General features: G+C 49.9%; 3 protein-coding genes. All 3 read left to right on the top strand.

Translation table 11 applies throughout. The annotated features are described in order from the left end of the window. Positions 1-1,781: aspartate--tRNA ligase (aspS, locus tag ACTHUE_RS11985; protein WP_440423551.1), on the top strand; the 1,781-nt coding region annotated here is incomplete at its 5' end. 239 nt (positions 1,782-2,020) lie between these two features. Beyond that, a complete protein-coding gene (locus ACTHUE_RS11980) occupies positions 2,021-3,406 on the top strand; it encodes a PIG-L deacetylase family protein (protein ID WP_004518827.1) in 1,386 nt (461 codons plus the stop codon). Between the two features lie 151 nt (positions 3,407-3,557). Next, the coding region (lpxH, locus tag ACTHUE_RS11975) for a UDP-2,3-diacylglucosamine diphosphatase (protein WP_440423553.1) at positions 3,558-4,206 on the top strand (649 nt) is incomplete at its 3' end.

Below are 4,206 nucleotides of genomic sequence, written 5' to 3'. Positions count from 1 at the left end.
GCGAGCAATACTTAGACCAAACCGTTACCGTCAAAGGCTGGGTACACCGCCGACGCGACCACGGCGGTGTGATTTTTATCGACCTGCGCGACCGCGAAGGCATCGTTCAAGTCGTTATCGACCCTGATACTCCGGAAGCATTTGCCGCTGCCGACTCTTCCCGCAACGAATACGTTTTAAGCATTACCGGCCGCGTACGCAACCGTCCAGAAGGTACAACCAACGACAAAATGATTTCCGGCAAAATCGAAATCCTTGCCAAAGAAATCGAAGTCTTGAACGCTGCCGCTACGCCTCCGTTCCAAATCGACGATGAAAACATCAGCGAAAACGTTCGCCTGACCAACCGCGTTATCGACTTGCGCCGTCCTGCCATGCAACGCAACCTGCGCCTGCGTTACCAAGTGGCCATGGGCGTTCGCCGCTACTTGGACGCACAAGGCTTCATCGACATCGAAACACCGATGCTGACCCGCTCCACTCCGGAAGGCGCGCGCGACTACCTCGTACCAAGCCGCGTTCATCCGGGCGAATTCTTCGCGCTGCCGCAATCTCCACAATTGTTCAAACAATTGCTGATGGTTGCCGGTTTCGACCGTTACTACCAAATCACCAAATGTTTCCGTGACGAAGACTTGCGTGCCGATCGCCAACCTGAATTTACTCAAATCGACTTAGAAACCTCGTTCTTGAACGAGGATGAAATCATGGACATCACTGAAGGCATGGCCAAACAAGTCTTCAAAGATGCTTTAAACGTAGATTTGGGCGACTTTCCTCGCATGCCTTACTCTGAAGCCATGTTCTACTACGGCTCTGACAAACCGGATATGCGCATCAACTTGAAATTCACCGAGTTGACCGACCTAATGAAGACCGAAGAATTCAAAGTCTTCCGTGGTGCAGCCGACATGAAAGGCGGCCGCGTAGTCGCTCTGCGCGTGCCTAACGGTGCGAAATTCAGCCGCAAAGAGATCGACGAATATACTAAATTTGTCGGCATCTACGGCGCGAAAGGTCTGGCATACATCAAAGTAAACGATGTCAGCAACCTCTCCAACGGCGAAAACAGCGGCCTGCAATCTCCAATCGTGAAATTCCTGTCCGAAAACGCCCTGAAAGAAATCATCGAGCGTACCGGCGCGCAAAACGGCGACATCATCTTCTTTGGCGCAGACAAAACCAAAGTTGTGAACGAAGCCATCGGCGCATTGCGTATTAAAGTCGGCTTGGAACACGGTAAAGACAACGGCTACTTCGTAGACGAATGGAAACCTTTGTGGGTTGTCGATTTCCCAATGTTCGAATACGACGAAGAAGCCAACCGCTACGTAGCCGTACACCATCCGTTTACAGCGCCTAAAGAAGGTCATGAAGACCTGATGGTTTCCGACCCTGCAAACTGCCTGGCCCGTGCCTACGACATGGTATTGAACGGCTGGGAAATCGGCGGCGGCTCTATCCGTATCCACCGCGCAGACGTACAAGAGAAAGTGTTTGCCGCGCTGAAAATCAGCCCTGAAGAGCAACAAGAGAAATTCGGCTTCCTCTTGGACAACCTGAAATTCGGCGCGCCTCCGCACGGCGGCCTTGCATTCGGCCTCGACCGTCTGGTTACCCTGATGACCGGTGCAGAATCTATCCGCGACGTGATTGCCTTCCCAAAAACACAACGTGCACAATGTCTGCTGACCAATGCACCTAATGTGGTCGACGACAAACAACTTCGCGAGTTAAGCCTACGTCTGCGTCAGAAAGCAGTTGAAACAAAAGAAGCATAATTTACCGGCTTAACCTTTAAAATATCAAGGCCGTCTGAAATTTTTGAAATTTCTTTCAAATTTTTCAGACGGCCTTTCTACATTTTGGTCGTTTATATATAATCAACCCGCAAACTGTTTTATTTTAAATGTTCACTTTAATGACGTTAGAGTATGAAAAACAACCGTTTGTAAGAAAAACAAACAAATAAGCTCCACAAGCACTATCATGACTGTTACAACAATAAAGGAACCAAACAATGTTTCTGATACTGACGGGGCTGATACTGACTTTTTTTATTTTGTTGTTTATTATTACTTCAATTATTCACAAAAAACAGTTTGCCTATAACACACACCAAGACTATAACTATCCCTCCCTTCCCTCTACCGCGCATGCTACCCTCAAAGGCGGCAGCCTAACCTTGCCCGCCACTGTCAGCGGACAGGATACCGTCATTGCCAAAATCCGTATCAAGTCCAACTGGATGGGACTGCTGTTCTTGCCTTTTATCGAAACCATTTCATCCAAAGGCAAATGGAAGCAATATTTCGAATACGGCGCAAAAGGCGTGCGCTATATCAATCTGAGCGACACCTTCTCCGACAGTGACAAAACCATCCGTTTGGAAGGCAAATACCTGTCCTTGCCCGATCAAGAAATCGAACTCTCCGTTTATCCGCGTGAAAACCTCGACGGCAAAAAAATCCTTGTCCTCGCGCCCCATGCCGACGATGCTGAACTCAGCGCATACGGTTTGTACGAAAAACACGCCGCCAATTCAATGATCTGCACCTTAACCGCTAGCGAAGGCGGCAGCTTCCACTATGGCAACCTTTATAGCACGTGCGACTGCGACACCCAGGCACAATATCTGCAAAAAGGCCGGATGCGCGTTTGGAACAGCCTGACCGTTCCCCTTTTGGCCGGTGTGCCGTCTGAAAACATCCTGCAACTGGGCTACTTCGACAGCACATTGACCGCCATGCGCCAAAATCCGGAAAAAGAGATTAAATCGACCAAGATCGATACGACCGACGTCTATATTTTCCGTCGTGCCAATACATCCCCATTGGCGAAACACCTCAAACCCGGCTCAACTTGGAACAGCTTGGTAGACAACCTTGGCTATCTGATAGAAACGTTCCAGCCGGATATTATCGTGTCGCCGTCCCCCAATATTGATGCGCATCCCGACCACCAACATACTGCGCTGGCCGCCATCGAAGCCCTGCGCAAAATCGATTACCGCCGCGGCAATCTGTTTTTGCACACCATACATTATCTGAGCGACGACTTCCCTATCGGCAAAGTAGGCTCTTCCCTCAGCCTGCCGCCATCCTCCGAGCAACCGTTTTACTTCCAAAGCATCTATTCCCATCCTTTGGATAGAGAAGAGCAAAACCGCAAACTTCTCGCCCTTGACGCCATGAACGACATCCGTCCTAATTCAGACGGCTATATGCGTTGGAGTACCATGATATTCAAAGGCCTAAACAAACTGCGACACCATGTCCTCCATCTCGACAAAGACTTGGTCAACCGCTTTGTCCGCAGCAACGAATTCTTCTATACCGTCCCCATCAGCGACTTGTACCAAGAAGATACGCTGAAACAAATCACTTATCAGGGCAAAGCCCTATAAACCACAAAGGCCGTCTGAAAAGATGTTTCAGACGGCCTTTATCACACCAAATCAAAACAATAAAATCACTACATTACAAACGAAAAACACCAAACCCAACCAAACGCGACAACCCAAGTTATAATAAAACCCTTCCCACACGTCCCACATCATCATGCCGATTTACTTCATCGCCGATTTGCACCTGAGCGAATCCCATCCTCAACTGACCGCACTCTTCCAGAAATTTATCCAAGAAAAAGCCGTTCATGCCCAAGCCGTATACATTCTTGGCGACCTTTTCGATTTTTGGATCGGCGATGACGAAAACAGCCCTTTGGTTCAAATCATCAAGCAAACCATCCGCAGCCTGACCGAGCGTGGTGTCGCCTGCTATTTCATCCACGGCAACCGCGACTTCCTCATCGGCAAAACCTTCGCCCGCGATACCGGCATGACCTTACTGCCCGAGTACGCCGTTATCGACTTGTTCGGCACACCCACCCTGCTCTGTCACGGCGACACCCTCTGCACCGACGACCATTCTTATCAAAAATTCCGCCGTACCGTCCATCAAAAATGGCTGCAACGCCTGTTTCTGCTCCTGCCGCTCACACTCCGACTGAACATCGCCACCAAAATCCGCAAACAGAGCAAACAGGACAAGCAACACAAAACCGCCGACATCATGGATGTCAATCCGGCCTTTACCCACGAAACCGTCCAACGCTTCCACACGCCCCTGCTCATCCACGGCCATACCCACCGCGAAAACATCCATCGCAACGCCGATTACACCCGCATCGTACTTGGCGACTGGC

It is taken from the genome of Neisseria sp. P0021.S005 (genome assembly GCF_051956955.1).
Note: the sequence above shows the minus strand (reverse complement) of the source record. Positions and strands in the feature narration are given on the sequence as shown.